Source organism: Streptomyces viridochromogenes (assembly GCF_001270495.1).
GTDB classification, from domain to species: domain Bacteria; phylum Actinomycetota; class Actinomycetes; order Streptomycetales; family Streptomycetaceae; genus Streptomyces; species Streptomyces viridochromogenes_A.
In genome coordinates this window covers 50,718-68,096 of the sequence record NZ_LGUR01000203.1, presented here as the reverse complement: position 1 = coordinate 68,096, position 17,379 = coordinate 50,718, and the positions used below count along the sequence as shown (strand labels likewise).

The window sequence follows — 17,379 nt, the reverse complement described above, 5'->3', positions numbered from 1 at the left end:
AGTACGACGGTGAAATCGACTCTGGGCCAAGGCTGTTGCCGCCTCGACCTCACCCGCGACGCCCGCCACCACGTCGCCTTCGGTTTCGGCGTCCACCAGTGTCTGGGCCAGCCGCTGGCCCGCATGGAACTCCAGGTCGTCTACGGCACCCTCTACAAGCGCATCCCGACGCTGAGGCCGGCCGCCCCGATGGAGGACGTCCGCTTCAAGACCGACGCGTTCATCTACGGCGTCCACGAACTGCCCGTCTCCTGGTGACAGCTCCGCGACATCCGCCAACGAACCACACCCCGTGCGTGAAGAAGGGAATCCGACCATGAAGGTGGAGCTGGAAGCCGACAAGTGCGTCGCGTCCGGACAGTGTGTGCTCGCCGCGATGGACGTGTTCGACCAGGACGACGACGGCATCGCGATCCTGCTCGACGAGCAGCCCGCCGCCGACCACCTGGACGGCGTACGCGAGGCCGTGGCGATCTGCCCCGCCGCCGCGATCCGACTGGTGGACCAGTGAGGAGCATCGTCGTCGTGGGCGCCTCGGCCGCCGGGCTCGCGGCGGCCGAGACGCTCCGCCGCGAGGGCTACGCCGGCTCCCTCACCCTCGTCGGCGACGAACCGCTCGCCCCCTACGACCGCCCACCGCTGTCCAAGCAGGTGCTGGCCGCCGAGTGGGAGCCCGAGCGGCTGGCCCTGCGCACCCCCGACGACCTCGCCGGGCTCGACCTCGACCTGCGCCTCGGCGTGGCCGCCACCGGACTCCAACTCTTGGGGGGTGCAGTCGAGTTGGCGGACGGCACGACGCTGCCGTACGACGGCCTGATCCTCGCCACCGGGGTGCGTCCGCGTCGGCTGCCGGGGGCGGGCGGGCATGTGCTGCGCACCCTGGACGACGCTCTGCGGCTGCGGGACCGGCTGACGCCGGGCCGGCGACTGGTCGTGGTGGGCGCGGGGTTCCTCGGGGCCGAGGCGGCCGCGGTCGCCTGGCGGCTCGGCTGCGAGGTGACGCTCCTCGAACCCGCGCCCGTGCCGCTGGCCCACGCCGTCGGCGCGGAGGTCGGCGCGATGCTGACGCGCGCCCATCTGGAGCGGGGCGTGGACCTGCGCTGCGGGACCACCGTGACCGAGGTGACCGAGGGCGGCGTACGCCTCGCCGACGGTGAACTGGTCGAGGCCGACGAGGTGTTGATCGCGATCGGCTCGCTGCCCAACACCGACTGGCTCGACGGCAGCGGGCTCGCCGTCGGCGACGGCGTGGTGTGCGACGAGTACTGCGAGGCCGCGCGGAACGTGTACGCCGCCGGGGACGTCGCCCGCTGGTACAACCCGCTGTTCGGGCAGTCGATGCGGATCGAGCACCGCACCAACGCCGCCGAGCAGGGCATGGCAGCGGCCCGCAACCTGCTGAACCCGGACGCGCGCAAACCGTTCGCGCCGGTGCCGTACTTCTGGTCCGACCAGTACGACATGAAGATCCGGGCGTACGGCTGTCTGCGCGGCCACGACGAGGTCACCGTCGTCGCGGGGGACCTCGCAGAGGGCCGCTTCGTGGCCGCCTACCGCAGGGGCGACCGGGTGACCGGCGCACTGGCGGTGGGGATGCCGCCGAAGGCGATACGCCAGTGGCGGCAGGCGATCATGACGGGCGCGGGCTGGGCCGGGACCGTGCCGTCCGGGAGGACTGCCGAGGCCGTCCCGGGCGGCGCACCCGCCTGATGCGGCGCGCGCCCGGGGCCCGGGGCTCGGCGGACGGTCGGCGTCTCGGGGCGCCGGCCCTCGGCCTCACCTCCGGCGTAAATTAATTGAGTTACGCAACGAGATGTTAAAATGGCTCCATGTCCACACCCTCGCTCCCCGAACTCCCCGACACCCCCGCGTCCCCCGAAGCCAGCGAGATCGAGCGCGCGCTCACCCGCATCACCTACCTGAGCACGCGCGCCCGCCAGCACGAACGGCTCATGGCCCTGGCCGGAGTGCCGCTGGACCGGGCCGCCGTGGCGCTGCTGCGGCAGGTCGCCGACTCGGAGTCGCTGCGCCCCGGGGAGCTGGCCAACCGCCTCGGTGTGGAGGCATCGCACGTCACGCGCACCGTGCAGCAGCTTCAGAAGTCCGGATACGTCACCCGCGTCCCCGACCCGCAGGACCGCCGCGCCCAGCGCATCGAGCTCACCGAGGCCGGCCGCCAGGCCATCGCCCGGGTCCGTGACGCAGGCGCCCGCGGCATGCAGCTCGCCCTGGCCGACTGGACCCCCGAAGAGCTGCAGCAGCTCGCCACCCTGTTCCACCGCATGGTCGACGACTTCCTCGCCCACTCCGTCGACGAGGAGAGCGAACCGCAGCCGACCGCACCGGCCGGGACCGCCTGACCGTACCGCGCGGGCGCCGGTCACCCCGACGCCGTGCGGTGACGCCGACCGCAGGCGCCGGGCGCCGTGGAAACCCGTCCGGGCGCTTCCGGCTCCCGCAGCCCGCACAGCAGCAGCCGTCCCAGCGCGGGCAGGGCGACGAGCGGGACGAGCGCGGTCCGCAGCGAGGTGGCGTCGGCCAGCGCACCGACGACCGGCGCGGCGAGACCGCCCACGCTCACGGTCAGCCCCAGCGTCACCCCGCTCGCGGTGCCCACGCGCCGGGGCAGGTAGTCCTGGCCGAGCGTGATGTGCAGCGAGAACGGGACGTACAGGCCGGCCGACGTCAGCGCGACGAACAGATACACCGACGGCCCGGGAACCAGGACCACCCCGGCCACCGCGACCACGGTCAGCACATACGCGTGGCGTACGACCGTGAGCCGCCCGTACCGGTCGGCGAGCCGGCCCCCGGCCACCGTGCCCACCGCGCCGCCGACGTAGAGCACACACAGCGCGGCCGTACCGGCCACGTTCCCACCGCCGGTCCGCTGCCGGACGTACAGCGAGACGAACGTGCTCAGGCCGACGAACACGATCGACCGGCACGCGACGGCACCGGACAGCCGCAGGAACGACCGCCAGTCGTCGGTGCCGACCCCCGCGGCCTTGTCGGCGGCCACCCCTCCGCCGGGGGCCGAACGCACCGCCGCCGCGCACAGCGCCGCTCCCACGACGGCCGGTACGACCAGCAGAGGAGAGGCGCCGAGCCCACCGGCGGCGGCCACCGCGGCCACCAGCGGCGGGGCCAGCGCGAAACCGACGTTGCCGCCGAGCGAGAACCAGCCCATCGCCGTGTGGCTGCCGTGCGCGGCGTCGCGGGCCGCGCGGGCGGCCTCCGGGTGGTAGGCGGCGACCCCGATCCCCGAAACGGCGACGACCGTCAGCGTGAGGACGTAGGAACCCATGACACCGCTCAGCGCGACCCCGGCGCCGCCCGTCAGCGCGCTCAGCGGCAGCAGCCAGGGCATCGCCCACCGGTCGGTCAGCGCTCCGAACAGCGGCTGCACCACCGAGGACAGCAAGGACGCGGCGAGGACCACGCCCGAAGCGGCGGCGTAGCTGTAGGCGCGCTCGGCGACGAAGTAGGGGACGAGGGCCGCCGTGGCCCCTTGGTACACGTCGACACAGGCGTGGCCCAGGGACAGCAGGGTGATGGCTCGGTTGCGTTTCGTGGACACCCTGCGATCGTCGCGGGCGCGGTCCTTGGCCCGCTTTCGATAATCTGCCTGATTGTGTCGACCATCCGCCACACCCCGACCGCGCCGACCCGCGCCCAGGTCCTGGCCGCCGGGGAACGCATCGACGCGCACCGGCACGACGACCACCAGATCGTCTACGCCGGCTCCGGCGTCCTCGCCGTCACCACCGACGCCGGCACCTGGTTCGCACCCGGCAACCGCGCCATCTGGGTCCCCGCCGGCACCGCGCACGCACATCGTGCCCACGGCCGTCTGGACCTGCACCTGGTCGGGCTGCCCGCCGACGACGACCCTCCCCCTCTCGCTTCGCTCGGCCTGGACGCCCCCACCGTCCTCGCCGTCGGACCGCTCCTGCGCGAGCTGATCCTCGCCTACACCCGCGACCCGGCCGACGACAGCCCCGAGCGCCGCCGCCTGCTCGCCGTCCTGCGCGACCAACTGCGGGCATCGCCGCAGCAGCCCCTGCGGCTGCCCACCCCCACGGATCCACGCCTGGCCGAGGTCTGCGCGCTCGTCCACGCCGACCCCGCCGACCCCCGCACGCTCGCCGCACTCGGCGCCGCGACCGGCGTCGGCGAGCGCACCCTCAGCCGGCTCTTCCGCAGCGAGTTCGGCATGACCTTCCCACAGTGGCGCACCCAGTCGCGTCTCTATCACGCGCTGCGGCTGCTCGCCGAGGACACGCCCGTCACCACCGTCGCCCACCGCTGCGGCTGGTCCTCCGCCAGCGCCTTCATCGACGTCTTCCGCCGCTCCTTCGGCTACACGCCCGGAACCCACAACCGCCGCCCATCACAGGGCCGATGAAGAGGCGGGGGCGGGTGCCGGGCGGTGGCCTACCCTCCGGTAGCATCCGGTGGCAGGCCATCCAAAAGGAGCAGGCCGTCCAAGGAGGATCCGTGCCCCGGTCCCAACGCTCACCCCTGCTGCTCGCCGGCCTGCTGGCCACCGCGGGCGTCGCCCACTTCGCCGCCCCCCGCCAGTTCGACGCGACCGTGCCGCGCGCCCTTCCCGGGACACCCCGGACCTGGACGTACGCCAGCGGCGTCGCCGAACTCGCGCTGGCGGCGGGTCTCGCGCTGCCGCGCACCCGCAAGGCCGCCGCGCTGGCCACGGCGGCGTTCTTCGTCGGCGTGTTCCCCGCCAACGTGAAGATGGCCGCCGACTGGCGGCACCGCCCGGCCCCGCAGAAGGCGGCCGCCTTCGGCCGGCTGCCGCTCCAGATCCCCCTCGTGCTCTGGGCGCGGGGCGTCGCCAGGAACGCGGAGGGCCGGGCATGAGCGCACAGCTGAAGGTCGGCGACAAGGTCGAGGACTTCTCGCTGCCGGACGAGACCGGCACCACCCGCAGCCTCACCGACCTGCTCGCCGAGGGACCGGTGGTGCTGTTCTTCTACCCCGCCGCCCTCACCCCCGGCTGCACCGCGGAAGCCTGCCACTTCCGGGATCTCGCCGCCGAGTTCGCCGCAGTCGGGGCACGGCCCGTGGGCATCAGCGGTGACGCGGTCGAACGACAGCAGGAGTTCGCCGACCGCCACACGCTCGGCATGACCCTGCTCTCCGACGCCGACGGGACGATCCGGGAGCGGTTCGGCGTGGCACGTGGCTTCTCGCTGGCCCCCACCAAACGGGTCACCTTCGTCATAGGGCAGGACCGCACGGTCCTGGAGGTCGTCCGCAGCGAACTGCGGATGAACACCCACGCCGACCGGGCCCTCGCCGCGCTGCGCGACTGACCCGGCCGCCACGCGGACGCAACCGTCGTGGCGTCGCGGTTGATGCGGTGCCGCGGAGGACTCATGCTGGACGACATGGAGCGCGTCTCCGCCGTGGCGATCCTCGACGCCCAGGGTGTGGTCAAGGGGTGGAGCGAGGGTGCCCGGCAGCTCACCGGCCGTACGGCCGAGGAGGCCGTGGGACGGCCGGCGCGGGAACTGCTCGCCGAGCAGCCGCTCCCCGAGGCCGTGGCGGCGCTGACCGGCACCGTCGTGCTGCGCCACCCGGACGGCTCGACCGTCGCCCTGCAGGTGACGGCGTCCGCCCTGCTGGGCCAGGACGGCGCTGCGGACGGATACGCGATCACCGCTCTGGCCCCCGACGAGCACAAACCCACCCTGGCGGAGAGGGCCTTCCAGCAGGCGTCCATGTCCATGTCCGTCTTCGACACCGATCAGCGCTACCTACGGCTCAACGAGGCCGCCTGCAAGGTCATGGGCGTACCGGAGGAGGTCCTGATCGGACGCCACTTCCCGGAGACAGTGGCGGACGAGAAGCACAGCCGGGGCTTTCTGTGGCATCTGCGCCAGGTCGCGGTGACGGGCAGACCGCTGCGCTACGAGAGCTTCACCGGCGCCCCCGCACTGAACCGGGAGCACGCCTGGACCACCGACATGTGGCCGGTGCGGGACTCCTCCGGCGAGCTGATCGGCACCGCGCTCGCCGCCTTCGACAGCTCCGACCAGTACTGGGCGCGGCAGCGGCTGGCCCTGCTGAACGAGGCGGCCGCCGCCATCGGCACCACCCTGGACGTGGTCCGCACCGCCGAGGAACTGATCGCGATCGTGGTGCCCCGGTTCGCCGACTTCGCCAGCGTGGACCTGTTCGACTGGGTCCTGGGAGCGGAGGAGCCGCCCGCCCTGTCCGGCACGGACATCGCCCTGCGCCGGGTCGCCCACGGCTCCGGCACCGAGGGCACTCCGGAAGCCGCCGTGCGCCTGGGCGAGGTGGACTACTACCCGCCGTTCTCGCCGCCGGCGCGGGCGATCCTGGAAAGCAGGGTCCTGCAGAGCCAGGCGGGTGAGCCGGCCTTCATGCGGTGGGTCGCGGAACGCAACACCCGGGCCCCGGAGGGCCGGCAGCACCGCGTGGGCGCCCACTCGATGATGGCGGTGCCGCTGCGGGCCCGTGGCACCACGCTCGGCGTCGCCGTGGCCGTACGCATCAGACAGCCGGACGACTACGGCGAGGACGACGCCGTCTTCGCCGAGGAACTCGCCAGCCGGGCCGCCGTCTGCATCGACAACGCCCGCCGCTTCGCCCGTGAGCGCACCACCGCGCTGGCCCTCCAGCACAACCTGCTGCCCCGGGGCCTGCCCGGACAGGCCGCCGTCGAGGTGGCCCACCGCTATCGGCCGTCCGGATCGCAGGCAGGCATCGGCGGCGACTGGTTCGACGTGATCCCGCTGTCCGGCGGCCGCGTCGCCCTCGTCGTCGGTGACGTCGTCGGACACGGCATCCCGTCGTCGGCCACCATGGGGCGTCTGTGCACGGCCGTACGCACCCTCGCCGACGTGGACCTGCCGCCCGACGAACTCCTCACCCACCTCGACGACCTGGTCACCCACCTGGCCGGGGACGACACCGCCGAGGTCGCCGAACTGGGCGCCACCTGCCTCTACTCCGTCTACGACCCCGTCACCCGCCGTCTCGGCCTCGCCTCCGCCGGCCATCCACCACCCGCCCTCGTGCTGCCCGACGGCACCAGCCAGGTCATCGAGGTGAGCGCCGGACCCCCGCTGGGTGTCGGCGGGCTGCCCTTCGAGGCGGTGGAGGTGGAGCTGCCCGAGAACTCGCTGGTCGCCCTGTACACGGACGGACTCATCGAGGACCGCGACCGCGACATCGACCACGCCACCGCCGAACTGTGCCGTGCGCTGACCGCGCCCGCCGAGACCCTCGACGACCTCTGCGACACCGTCCTCAAGGCCGTGCTGCCGGAGGATCCCAGCGACGACGTGGCCCTGCTGCTGGCCCGCACCCGGGCCCTGGGCGCGGACCGTATCGCCACCTGGGACGTCCTGCCCGACCCCGAGCACGTGGCGGCCACCCGGCAGGCCGCCACGGACCAACTGACCGCATGGGGACTGGACGAGGCGTCCTTCGTCACCGAACTCGTCGTCAGCGAACTCGTCACCAACGCCATCCGCTACGGCGCCCCGCCCATCCAGCTCCGCCTGATCCGCGACCGCACCCTCATCTGCGAGGTCTCCGACGGCAGTTCCACCTCCCCGCATCTGCGCCGGGCCCACGCCTACGACGAGGGTGGCCGCGGACTGCTGCTCGTGGCCCAGCTCACCCAGCGCTGGGGCAGCCGGCAGACCGGCAGCGGCAAGACGATCTGGGCGGAACAGCCGCTGCCGCCGGTGTGATCACTGGAACGGGCAGCCCGGGTTGGGCACGTCCTCGGAGAACGGCGCGCCGTGCGGGAGTATGTAGAACACCTCCAGGACGAGCGTGGTGTCGCCCAGGTTCCGGCCGAGGTGGACGTCGCTCGGTCCGCCCGGCTCGCGCACGACGGTGCCCTGCGGATAGACGCCGTCGGAGGCGCAGTCGGAGTGGTAGTGGCTGAGCGTGCCCTGCTTCACGTATCCGTACACGGGACCGTCGTGGTAGTGCCAGCCGGTGGCCTGGCCGGGCGGCACCGTGACCTCTCGCAGGACGTAGTCGGTGTCGCCGACGGTGGTCTGGCTGATGGTCCGGCCGGTGACTCCCGGGCCCGGGGGAGTCGCGTGGGCGGGGCCGCAGACGAGGACGGTGGCGGCGGCGACGGCGCCGGTGAGGGTGGCACGGAGTGCGGTGCGCATGCGGAGAGCCTCCTGGGGATGGGTTTCGCCGCGAACATAAGGGCAGAGAAGCCCAGTTGGGGGCGGAACCCGAAGATCCGCAAGACACACCGGCCGCGCCGGCGGCCGGCCGCCACGTTCACCCCTCGTCGCCGTCCGCCGCGACCTGGCCGAGGGTACGACCGGTCCGCACCGAACGGGCCCGGTACGGGTCGGGCGTGCCGTGCCCGTGCGCCCCGCCCTTGCCGGCCTTCACCAGCAGCCACGCCTCCCGCTCACCGTCGAGCCCGTCACGAAACCGGGTGAGCGCGTACTCGCCGTGCAGTTTCGACCCGCTCAGCCGGAACGTTGCATGACCGCGCTCGATCGACTCCCCGAAGTCGACGGGCCGCCCCTTGCGGTCATGGCTCAGCGGCTCGTACGTCCCGATGTCCCAGACGATCACCGTGCCGCCGCCGTACTCGCCCCGCGGGATCACCCCCTCGAAGTCCTCGTACTCCAGCGGATGATCCTCGGTGGGCATGGCGAGCCGCTTGTCCTGGGGATCGTCGGACGGCCCCTTCGGTACCGACCAGGACTTCAGTACGTCGTCGACCTGCAACCGGAAGTCGAAGTGCAGGGTGCGGGCGTCATGGATCTGCACCACGAACCGCGGCTGCGCACCGGAGGTCTCCGCGCTCCCCTGCGGCTCTCGGGTCCGCCCGAAGTCACGCTTGCCGCGGTAGTCCCGCAACCGGTCGTTCTCACCCACGAGCGCCTCCTTCCCGGGCGCCCCGAGTACCCGCGGCGGCGCCCGCGACGCACGGTCAGAACTCCTCGTGCACCTCGGGGTCCCCACCGAGGCGCCGGTGGGCGCGGTCCGTGATCGCCGTCATCTGGGCAGGGCTCAGCTCGAACCCGAAGACGTCGAGGTTGGCGCGCTGCCGGCCGGGATCGCCGGACTTCGGGATCGGGACGGCGCCCAGCTGGACGTGCCAGCGCAGGACGACCTGGCCGGGCGTCACCCCGTGCGCCTCGGCGACCGCCCCGACGACGGGGTCGTCCAGCAGGTCCGTGCCCCGGCCGAGCGGGCTCCAGCTCTCGGTCACGATGCCCCTGTCGGCGTGGAAGGCGCGCAGCTCCGCCTGCGGGAAGAGGGGGTGCAGCTCGATCTGGTTGACGGAGGGCAGGACCCCGGTCTCCTTCCCCAGCCGCTCGATGTGCCCGGCCGTGAAGTTGGAGACGCCGACCGACCGGACGAGGCCGTCCTCACGCAGCTTGATCATGGCCTTCCAGGATTCCACGTACCTGTCGACCCGGGGGAGCGGCCAATGGATGAGATAGAGGTCCACGTAGTCCAGGCCGAGACGGGCGCGGGACTCCTCGAAGGAGGCGAGGGTCTCCTCGTAGCCGTGGTGCCGGCCCGGGAGCTTCGTCGTCACGACCAGCTCCTCGCGCGGGACGCCACTGCGGGCGATCCCGCGGCCCACGCCGGTCTCGTTGCGGTAGTTCGTCGCCGTGTCGACCAGGCGGTAGCCCAGCTCCAGGGCGTCGCCGACCGCCTGCTCCGCCTCCGTGTCGTCCATCGGCCAGGTACCCAGGCCGACGGCGGGGATCGTCGTACCGTCGTTGAGCGTGTGCAGCGGAATGCTGATCACTGTCGGACCTTCCCTCGACTGTGCCGTACACCCAGCGTCACGGATAGGGTGAGGATCGATCAACCGGACGGGTGGGGATGAGGGCAGCGGACGGCATGGGCGGCACCGAGGAGAAGCAGCCGGCGGGATCCGGGCGGCCCACGTCACGCGACGTCGCCCGGCTCGCCGGGGTGTCGCACACCGCCGTCTCCTTCGTCTTCAACGGCCGAGCCGAGGGCAACCTCTCGCCCGCCACCCAGGAACGCATCCGCCAGGCCGCCGCCCAGCTCGGCTACCGTCCGGACCCCGTCGCCCGCGGCCTGCGCCGCCGCCGTACGGCCGTGATCGGCCTGGTCACCGACGAGATCGCCTCCTCGCCCTTCGCCGGCCGGCTGCTGCGCGGCGCCATGGAGACCGCCTGGGACAGCGACCACCTCGTCCTGACCATCGACTCCGGCGGCGACCCGGCCAAGGAGGACGCGGCCGTCGCCGAACTCCTCGACCGGCGCGTGGACGGCATCATCTACGCGGCCATGTCGCTGCGCCGCGTCCGCGTCCCCGAGGGCCTGCACCGCACCCACTGCGTCCTCGCCAACTGCCTGCCCGAGGACGACTCCCTGCCCGCCGTCATCCCCGCCGAGCGCGCCGGCGGCCGTACGGCGGCCCGGCTGCTGCTGGACGAGGGGCACCACCGGGTCGCCATGGTGGGCGGCCAGGACGACCTCGCCTCCGTCGACCGCCTGCGCGGCTTCCGGGACGCGCTGCGCGCCGAGGGCATCACCGTCCCCAAGGAGTGGGTCGTCCGCACCGGCGGCGAGATCGCCGGCGGGTACGAGGGCGCGATGCGCGTCCTCGACGGCGCCCCCGCCGACCGGCGCCCCACCGGGATCTTCTGCTACAACGACCGGGTCGCGGCCGGCGCCCTGCACGCCGCGACCCGGCTCGGCATCACCGTCCCCGGCGAACTGTCGGTGGTCGGCTACGACGACCAGGAACACATGGCCGAGTTCCTCACCCCGCCCCTGACCAGCGTCGCGCTGCCCCACCGGGCGATGGGCGACGCGGCCGCCCGGCTGCTCCTGGGCGCCATCGAAACGGGCCGGACGCCGCCCCCGACGGTACGGCGTCTCGCGTGCCCGGTGATCAGTCGTGCGTCGGTGGGACCAGCTCCCACCCGGTGACCGCGGCCCCGGGGCCGCCCGACACGACGAGCTCGGGCACGTCGTCCGGGCGCCGGTAGACCCGTTCGGTGACCATCGCCCGATCGCCGACGAACAGCTCGAACAGTGAGCCGTCGACGAGGATCCGCACCGCGCCGGCCGGCGCCCGCACCACGATCGGCGCCGAACCCTCGGGCCCGGACCGGGGCCAGTCGCCCCGGTCGAGCGTCGCGGCGCCCTCGTCCGGGTCCAGCACGACGGTCAGCTCCGCGCCCGAGGCGGAACGCAGCAGGCTGACGGTGGTGCGGCCGGACGCGGTGACGGTCAGGTCGTACGCCTCAGGGAGCGGGGCGCGTCGACCCGGTGCGGTGACGAACGGCTCGGCCGCACGCAGCAGTTCGAGCTCCGGTGCGGGTACGACCCGCAGCGAGCCGTCCGGGTGCACGTCCACGACCCTCGGCGCCGTCAGGACCCCGGCCCAGCCCACCCGGTCGACCTCGCCCTGCTCGCGGGCCTCCCACGACCAGCCCCACAGCAACGCCCGGTCGGCCTCCTGGAGCACGGCGGGGGCGTAGAAGTCCCGCCCGTGGTCGAGCCGCCCACCGGTGCGGGGAGTGAACCGCAACTCCGCCTCACCGCACGGTTCCAGACGACCCGTCAGGTACCCCGTGGCGCAGGGATCCCCGTCCCACAGCGACAACACCAGTACCCATTCCCCGCCCTCCGTCGCGTACAGCTGCGGGCACTCCCAGCCTACCGCCTTGTCGCCGAAGGCATCCGCCGTGACCGGGTCGTTGCCGTCCAGGAGTACGCCCGCGAACCGCCAGTCGGTCAGGTCGTCGCAGTCGTACAGCAGCACCGACGGGGTCCCGTCGGCGTGCCCCGCGCCGACCAGCGCCCAGCGGCGCCCGCCGCTCCTGAACACGAACGGGTCGCGGAACATCACCACGTCCAGGTCGGCGGGCGGACCGGTCACCACGGGCGTCGGCCGCGGTTTCCAGTCGGTGAGCGTCTCGTCCTCCGGGACCACCGCCCGCGCCAGACAGATCGCGCCGAGGCCGGTGTGGTGGCGGTCGACGCCCGTGTACACCGCCGTCGGCACACCGTCGTCGTCGACCACGCACCCGGACCAGCAGCCCGCCTCGTCCGGGCCGCCTGGCGTCGGCGTGAGCGCGATCGGATGGTGCTCCCACTCCACGAGGTCGGCGCTGGAGACATGCCCCCAGTGGACGTTCGCGTGCACGGGAGCGGCGGGATTGTGCTGGTAGAAGAGGTGGTACCGGTCCCGCCAACGGAAGGGCCCGTTGGGGTCGTTGATCCAGTTGGCGGGGGGACGGACCCGGAAGCGCGGGGCGCTGGGGTCCGTGGACTGAGCGGTGAGGCTCAACGGTTGACTCCTGCGGACGTGATGCCCTCACGCAGAGGGCGCTGGCCGACGACGAACACGGCGACGGCGGGGATCATGGAGAGCACGACACCGGCGAGGACCACCGAGATGGAGCCGGTGCCCAGATTGCCCTGGAGGGAGACCAGGCCCAGGGGGAGTGTGTAGTTCTGGCCGGAGGTCTCCAGGATCAGCGGGCGGAAGAACTCGTTCCAGTGGTAGTTGAAGGCGAGCACGCCGACGATCGCCAGACCGGGCGCGGCCAGCGGGGCGTACACGGACCGGAAGATCCGCCAGGGCCCGCAGCCGTCCAGCATCGCCGCCTCGCCCAGGTCCTTGGGCATGCCCAGGAAGTACTGGCGCATCAGGAAGGTCCCGAACGCGGTCGGGAAGGCCGGGATGATCAGGCCCAGCAGCGTGTCGGTCAGGCCCATCGACTTCAGTACCAGGAACACCGGCACGATCGTGACCTGCAACGGCACCATCATCGTCGCCAGGACCAGCCCGAACAGCGGCTTCTTGAACCGGAATTCGAGGCGCGCGAAGGCGTACCCCGCCAGCCCGGCCGTGATCATCTGGCCCACCGCGATCAGCGCGGTCACCAGCGTCGAGTTCAGGGCGAGCAGCCAGACGTCGATCTGGTCGAAGACCCCGCGGTACGCCTCCGTCGACGGGTTCGTCGGGATGATGCTCGGCGGCAGGTCGAAGGCCTCGGCGGGGGTGCGCAGCGAGGTGGAGACGGTCCAGACGACCGGGCCCAGGGTCAGCAGCGCGCACACGGCCAGCGCGGCGATCCGGGCCCATGGGGCGAGCGAGTGCCGGGTGCGGCTGAGGGACAGGGTTGCTTGGCTCATGGAGGACTCACCCGGCTCACTGGTAGTGGACGAAACGCCGGCTGAGCCGGAACTGGAGGGCGGTGACCGCCATGATCAGCACGAACAGCAGCACACCCACCGCGGAGGCCTCACCGAAGCGCAGCTGCTCGAACGCGCTCTCGTAGATCACCATCACCACGGTCCGGGTGGCGTCTCCGGGCCCGCCGTTGGTGAGGACGTACGGCTGCTCGAAGACCTGCAGCGCGTTGATGATGCCGACCACCGACGCGACCAGCAGCGTGGGGGAGAGCAGCGGCAGCGTCACGTTCAGGTGCTTGCGCAGACCGGTCGCGCCGTCGAGGGAGGCGGCCTCGTGGATCTCCTTGGGGATGTTGTTCAGACCGCCGACGAACAGCAGGAACGAGAACCCGAACTGCTGCCAGACGTAGACCAGGATCACCGTGGCCATCGCCGCGTTCTCGGACGTCAGCCACGGCACCGGCGCGACGCCGACCAGCCCGAGCAGCCAGTTCACGACGCCGAAGTCCTGGTTGAACAGGTACTTCATCACCACCGAGATCGACGCGGCGGACAGCACCAGCGGGAAGAAGAACGCCGACCGGAACACCGAGCGCAGCCACACCGGCATCCGCCCGTTCACCGCGAGGGCCAGCACCAGGGCGACGACCAGTTGCAGCGCGACCGCGAACACCATGAACACCAGCGTGTTGCGGAAGGACACCAGCACCGTCGAATCGGTGAAGACCTCGCGGTAGTTGGCGGCCCCGGCGAAGCTCGGGTCGTCGATCACGTTCCAGTGGAACAGGCTCAGCACCACCGAGCCGATGATCGGGACGACCGTGAAGACGACGATGCCGACGATCGTGGGCGCCAGGAACAGCGTGGCCAGCAGCCGGGTGCCACGGTCGCGGGTGGGGGGCCGGGGCGCGGACGCCGGCGGCGCGGCCGGCTGCTGCGGCCGTACGGCCGGTATCTGGGTGTTCGTCATACGTCACGCTCCATGGCCTTCTCCAGATCGCTCTGCATCCGGCGCAGCGCGGGGGCGACCGAGCGCCGCGAGGCCAGGGCGGTACCGGTGTGCTTGAGCAGCACCTGCTCGACCTCGGCGACCTGCGGCGGGGCAGGGATCGGACCGGTGTCGGGGAACTTGTCGAGGGTGTCGTAGAAGACCTGCCAGTGGTTCGGGCCGGTCTCGCGGTAGCGGTCGGCGGTCAGCATGGAGCGGCGCGCCGGAGTGGTCTGGTTGGTCTCGAACAGCCGCGTCAGGGTGTCCCGGCGGGCGGCGTACTTGATGAACTCCCAGGCCTCCTCCTGCCGCTTCGACGTGCGCAGCAGCGCGTAGCCCGCCGCGCCGTACTGCATGCGCTGGGTGCGCCAGCGCGGGAAGTACTGCACGTCGAAGCCGTTCGCCTTCATGCCGGCCAGGTGCAGGCCGCCCGCCCAGAAGCCGCCCGCCGGAGTGACGCCGACCCGGCCGGTGGAGAACACGCCGATGAGGTTCTGGCCGTTGCCGCCCTCGGGCCGGCTGCACAGGCCCTCCTGGACGAGGGAGGCGAGATAGTCGTACGCCTCCTCCACCCGCGCGTCGGTGGCCTGCGGCGTCGTCCACCGGAAGCCGCCCCCGCGCCCCTGCCGTGCCGCGGCCGGATAGAAGGAGTCCCACAGCCAGCCGCCGCCCGGCGCCTTGGACTCGGTGAGCAGGTTGGTGTCGTTGGCGAACAGCCAGGGCACCACCCCGCCCCACAGGCGGTTGGTCCAGAAGTACGGCGTGAACTGGGAGCCGCTGGACTTCTTCATGTCCCGCAGCAGGCCGGTGAAGTCGTCGCGGGTCCAGTCGGCCGCCGGGAAGTCCGCCCCCGCCCGCTTCAGCACCTGGTTGTTGAGGTACATGTCGGCGGCGTTGAACTCGACCGGCAGCTGGTAGAGGCTCCCCTCGTACATCATCGACTCCACCAGCGAGGGATGGACGTCGGCGAAGTACTCGCGCAGCTCCTCGGCGTCCCGCTTCACCCAGTCGTCCAGCGGGACCCCGAGGCGCTGCGCGAACAGCTGGACGCCTTCGGTGGCGACGTACACGAGGTCGGGAGCGGTGCCCGCAGCGATCTGGGTGAGGATCTTCGCGAAGAAGTCCGACCAGTCGACGGCCTGCACGGCGTTGATGCGGAGCTTGATGTCGGGGTGGACCTGCTTGAAGCCCTCGGTGAGCGTGCGGATGGCCTCCGGGCCGTATGCGGGGCCGAGGGTGGCGACGACGAGCGAGCCGTCGTCCCGGCCGGGTATGTCGGCTCCCGTGAGCCGGTCCCAGCTCGCGGCGGTGCCGGCCAGCGCGGCGGCTCCCGCGCCGTAGGCGCCGTACCGCAGCAGCGTGCGGCGAGTGAGGTGCGCGTCGGTCATCTAACGGGCCTAACTCGTGTTAGTCGAGTAGTGATGCCCCAGATGATGTGAAGGGTGTTACGTCCCTGTCAATAGTCGCGAACCACTTGACCTTTAACGAGTTAGGTCGCAAAGTCCTGCTCCACGAGCCACAGTCCTGACGACGGCGTCGGGGAAGGAGCCGCACCATGCGTGGCGTATTTGGTATGCCCGGAATGTCCAGGAGGTCACTCTTAATCGCCTCGGCCGTGGGCGCGGCCGGCGCAGTGCTGCCGGCCGGTCCGAGACCCGCCGTGGCGGCGTCCGCGACGGCCGCCGCCTGCACCGGCGGCTACCGCGCCGAGTACCACTTCACGGTCCCCGACCAGTGGATGAACGACCCGCAGCGGCCGGTGTGGATCGACGGTGAGTACCACTACTACTACCTCTACAACCCCGACTACTCGACGGGCGGCACGACCGCCGGCACGACCTGGCGCCTGGCGACCAGCACCGACCTGGTCTCCTTCACCGACCGCGGGATCGCCGTGCCGAAGGACACCACACCCAACGGCGACGTCTGGTCCGGCTCGGCGGTGGTCGACACCGACAACACGGCGGGCTTCGGCGCGGGCGCGGTGATCGTCCTCGCCACCATGGCGCCCGGCGACGTCACCCAGGCGCAGTACCTGTACTACTCGACCGACGGCGGCCGTACGTTCACCAACCACGGCACCGCCCCGGTCCTGCCCAACCCCGGCGTCCGGGACTTCCGCGACCCCAAGGTCATCCGCGACGAGGAGCGCGGGCGCTGGGTGATGGCCCTCGCCGAGAACGACAAGGTGGGCTTCTACCACTCCGCCGACCTCAAGTCGTGGACGTACGTCGGAGGCTTCATCAAGGGCGGCATCGGCGTCCTGGAGTGCCCGGACCTGTTCCGCATCCGGGCTGCGGACGGCACCTGGAAGTGGGTGCTGGGCGTCAGCGCCAACGGGAAGGGATCCGGGCTGCCGAGCACGTACGCCTACTGGACGGGATCCTTCGACGGCACCACCTTCACGCCCGACCGGAGCGACCCGCAGTGGCTCGATCACGGCTGGGACTGGTATGCCGCCGTCACCTTCGAGAAGCGGGACGCCGGCGGCACGCTCGACCCGGCGGCACGGTACGCGATCGGCTGGATGAACCACTGGGACTACGCCAACACCACGCCCACCATCGAGTGCGACGGCTTCAACGGCACCGACTCGATCGTCCGCGAGGTCACCCTGAAGCGGGCCACGGACGGCACGTACTACCTGGCCTCCCAGCCGGTCGCCGGCCTCGACGGCCACGTCTCCCGCACGGTCGACCTCGGCGACCTGGAGGTGAACGGGAGTCTGCTGCTCGACTACACCGGCACCGCCTACGAGCTGACCACCGAGATCAGCTGGGACCGACTGACCGGCGTGGGGCTCCAGTTGCGGCGCTCCTCCGACGGTGGGCGCCACATCGACGCCGGGATCTACGGCGACTACGCCTTCGTCAACCGCGGATACACCGTGAGCCCCGACAGCACCGGCCGGTGGCAGGAGAGCCGGAGCCCCTTCGCCCCGTCCGCGGGCACGGTGCGACTGCGCATCCTGATCGACCGTACGTCCATCGAGATGTTCGTGGACGACGGCCGGTACGTGCACTCCACCGAGGTCTTCCCGGACCCGGCCGACACCGGGCTCGCCCTGTTCACCATCGACGGCACGGCGGTGTTCCGGAACACGGTGATACGGGAGTTCGCCGTCTGACGCCGCTGTGAACCGCTGTCCCGGGCCCTGTCGCCATGCCCGCCGAACACTGTCACGATCTTCCTGGAACCGGCTCGGACCGGAGCCG

The 17,379-nt window shown here is 72.0% G+C and carries 17 protein-coding genes and 1 pseudogene; 10 read left to right on the top strand and 8 right to left on the bottom strand.

Annotation, left to right across the window (positions count from 1 at the left end; translation table 11 throughout):
* Nucleotides 1-39: 39 nt before the first annotated feature.
* The 4 genes and pseudogenes from ADK36_RS24030 to ADK36_RS24015 form a co-directional block, all read left to right on the top strand.
* A pseudogene (locus ADK36_RS24030) lies at nucleotides 40-258 on the top strand (cytochrome P450); the annotation flags it as partial.
* A 58-nt stretch (nucleotides 259-316) separates the two neighbouring features.
* Nucleotides 317-511, top strand: a complete 195-nt coding sequence (locus ADK36_RS24025; protein ID WP_048583830.1) for a ferredoxin — start codon at nucleotides 317-319, stop codon at nucleotides 509-511.
* Nucleotides 508-1,710: an NAD(P)/FAD-dependent oxidoreductase gene (locus tag ADK36_RS24020; protein ID WP_053199009.1), complete on the top strand. Its 1,203-nt coding sequence runs from the start codon at nucleotides 508-510 to the stop codon at nucleotides 1,708-1,710. Before ADK36_RS24025 ends, ADK36_RS24020 begins: the two co-directional genes overlap by 4 nt.
* Nucleotides 1,711-1,829: 119 nt before the next feature.
* Entirely contained in the window at nucleotides 1,830-2,360 is a 531-nt protein-coding gene (locus ADK36_RS24015; RefSeq protein WP_053199006.1) for a MarR family winged helix-turn-helix transcriptional regulator, read from the top strand.
* 20 nt (nucleotides 2,361-2,380) lie between these two features.
* Here the strand turns inward: ADK36_RS24015 and ADK36_RS24010 are convergent, their stop codons facing one another.
* Nucleotides 2,381-3,580, bottom strand: a complete 1,200-nt coding sequence (locus tag ADK36_RS24010; RefSeq protein WP_053199005.1) for an MFS transporter — start codon at nucleotides 3,578-3,580, stop codon at nucleotides 2,381-2,383.
* Between the two features lie 54 nt (nucleotides 3,581-3,634).
* Between ADK36_RS24010 and ADK36_RS24005 the strand changes: the two genes are divergently transcribed.
* From ADK36_RS24005 to ADK36_RS23990, 4 genes are all read left to right on the top strand, one after another.
* Nucleotides 3,635-4,408, top strand: a complete 774-nt coding sequence (locus tag ADK36_RS24005) for an AraC family transcriptional regulator (protein WP_048583827.1) — start codon at nucleotides 3,635-3,637, stop codon at nucleotides 4,406-4,408.
* A gap of 92 nt (nucleotides 4,409-4,500) precedes the next feature.
* A complete protein-coding gene (locus ADK36_RS24000) occupies nucleotides 4,501-4,881 on the top strand; it encodes a DoxX family protein (RefSeq protein ID WP_048583826.1) in 381 nt (126 codons plus the stop codon).
* Nucleotides 4,878-5,336 (top strand): peroxiredoxin, encoded by a 459-nt coding sequence (locus ADK36_RS23995; protein ID WP_048583825.1) that lies wholly within the window; start codon nucleotides 4,878-4,880, stop codon nucleotides 5,334-5,336. The genes ADK36_RS24000 and ADK36_RS23995 overlap by 4 nt, the downstream gene beginning before the upstream one ends.
* Nucleotides 5,337-5,411: 75 nt before the next feature.
* Complete coding sequence (locus tag ADK36_RS23990; protein ID WP_048583853.1) at nucleotides 5,412-7,748, top strand: SpoIIE family protein phosphatase; 2,337 nt, start codon at nucleotides 5,412-5,414, stop codon at nucleotides 7,746-7,748.
* Here ADK36_RS23990 and ADK36_RS23985 read toward each other — a convergent pair whose 3' ends face one another.
* From ADK36_RS23985 to ADK36_RS23975, 3 genes are all read right to left on the bottom strand, one after another.
* Nucleotides 7,749-8,183: a cupin domain-containing protein gene (locus ADK36_RS23985; RefSeq protein ID WP_048583824.1), complete on the bottom strand. Its 435-nt coding sequence runs from the start codon at nucleotides 8,181-8,183 to the stop codon at nucleotides 7,749-7,751. It lies immediately after the preceding gene.
* A gap of 118 nt (nucleotides 8,184-8,301) precedes the next feature.
* A complete protein-coding gene (locus ADK36_RS23980) occupies nucleotides 8,302-8,913 on the bottom strand; it encodes a DNA polymerase ligase N-terminal domain-containing protein (protein ID WP_048583823.1) in 612 nt (203 codons plus the stop codon).
* Nucleotides 8,914-8,968: 55 nt separating this feature from the next.
* Complete coding sequence (locus ADK36_RS23975; RefSeq protein WP_053199003.1) at nucleotides 8,969-9,799, bottom strand: aldo/keto reductase; 831 nt, start codon at nucleotides 9,797-9,799, stop codon at nucleotides 8,969-8,971.
* Nucleotides 9,800-9,894: 95 nt separating this feature from the next.
* Here ADK36_RS23975 and ADK36_RS23970 point away from each other — a divergent pair, with 95 nt between their 5' ends.
* The gene (locus ADK36_RS23970; protein WP_048583821.1) at nucleotides 9,895-10,959 is read left to right on the top strand and encodes a LacI family DNA-binding transcriptional regulator; all 1,065 of its coding nucleotides are present in this window, start codon (nucleotides 9,895-9,897) and stop codon (nucleotides 10,957-10,959) included.
* On the opposite strand, the gene ADK36_RS23965 is transcribed toward ADK36_RS23970, so the two are convergent.
* The 4 genes from ADK36_RS23965 to ADK36_RS23950 are packed head-to-tail and all read right to left on the bottom strand — an operon-like array spanning nucleotide 10,922 to nucleotide 15,552.
* A complete protein-coding gene (locus tag ADK36_RS23965; RefSeq protein ID WP_053199001.1) occupies nucleotides 10,922-12,325 on the bottom strand; it encodes a glycoside hydrolase family 32 protein in 1,404 nt (467 codons plus the stop codon). The genes ADK36_RS23970 and ADK36_RS23965 overlap by 38 nt on opposite strands.
* Nucleotides 12,322-13,176, bottom strand: coding sequence for a carbohydrate ABC transporter permease (locus ADK36_RS23960; RefSeq protein WP_048583819.1), 855 nt, complete (start codon nucleotides 13,174-13,176; stop codon nucleotides 12,322-12,324). Before ADK36_RS23960 ends, ADK36_RS23965 begins: the two co-directional genes overlap by 4 nt.
* A 16-nt stretch (nucleotides 13,177-13,192) precedes the next feature.
* Nucleotides 13,193-14,146 (bottom strand): carbohydrate ABC transporter permease, encoded by a 954-nt coding sequence (locus ADK36_RS23955; protein ID WP_048583818.1) that lies wholly within the window; start codon nucleotides 14,144-14,146, stop codon nucleotides 13,193-13,195.
* Nucleotides 14,143-15,552, bottom strand: a complete 1,410-nt coding sequence (locus ADK36_RS23950) for an extracellular solute-binding protein (RefSeq protein WP_048583817.1) — start codon at nucleotides 15,550-15,552, stop codon at nucleotides 14,143-14,145. Before ADK36_RS23950 ends, ADK36_RS23955 begins: the two co-directional genes overlap by 4 nt.
* 167 nt (nucleotides 15,553-15,719) lie before the next feature.
* Between ADK36_RS23950 and ADK36_RS23945 the strand changes: the two genes are divergently transcribed.
* Nucleotides 15,720-17,291: a glycoside hydrolase family 32 protein gene (locus tag ADK36_RS23945; protein ID WP_425315470.1), complete on the top strand. Its 1,572-nt coding sequence runs from the start codon at nucleotides 15,720-15,722 to the stop codon at nucleotides 17,289-17,291.
* The last annotated feature ends 88 nt before the right edge of the window (nucleotides 17,292-17,379 follow it).